This is a genomic window from Pseudodesulfovibrio pelocollis (assembly GCF_030282845.1).
Classification (GTDB): Bacteria; Desulfobacterota; Desulfovibrionia; order Desulfovibrionales; family Desulfovibrionaceae; genus Pseudodesulfovibrio; species Pseudodesulfovibrio pelocollis.
In genome coordinates this window covers 1-599 of sequence record NZ_JASTWE010000126.1, presented here as the reverse complement: position 1 = coordinate 599, position 599 = coordinate 1, and the positions used below count along the sequence as shown (strand labels likewise).

Below are 599 nucleotides of genomic sequence, written 5' to 3'. Positions count from 1 at the left end.
TAAAGTTGTTAACAAACAAAACCCCTATGAGGTCATAGGGAGCAGCGACTTGTCGCAAAAAGTAGGAACCACTCCACCAAAAATCACGTCTAGGCAACTTCCGAAACTCGTCTCAAAATTTAAGGCTCGGCGCCTTTCGCTAGTACATATAAGTTCATCTTCATTTTTTTACTTTTGTCTCGATCAGTTCCTGCAAGTCCATGAACTCTTTAAAACTGAACCGAGGTGCGTTTTGATCTTCATAGTGAAGACCCTTCCGATTCTCCTGCGGGAGTAATTCTATTGCCAAGCGTACCAAATCCCAAGCTCCACGATCTCGCCTGAAATCCTCAATCTTGCCTATGTCATTGCCATCGAGTTGAACTACATAGTTGGCAACGTCGTTTTGAGAGCCAATGTTGCCAATTTCCATGACGCCGATGGAATATTTTCTTTCTTCTTCTCCAAATGGGACAATCTCCATATTTACTCGAAGCATTTACTCCCCCCTGGCAGGCAATTCAATCCACCATTTTTCACCGCCTTCAGTAGGTACGGCTAATGCCGTCCAAGTGATCCCCTCTTGGCTACCTGCCTGGTGAATATGATAATGACCAAAA

At 44.2% G+C, this 599-nt stretch carries 1 protein-coding gene; it reads right to left on the bottom strand.

All coding sequences use genetic code 11. The annotated features are described in order from the left end of the window. Positions 1–160: 160 nt before the first annotated feature. A complete protein-coding gene (locus tag QQS14_RS16520; protein ID WP_285908114.1) occupies positions 161–478 on the bottom strand; it encodes a hypothetical protein in 318 nt (105 codons plus the stop codon). Positions 479–599 lie beyond the last annotated feature (121 nt).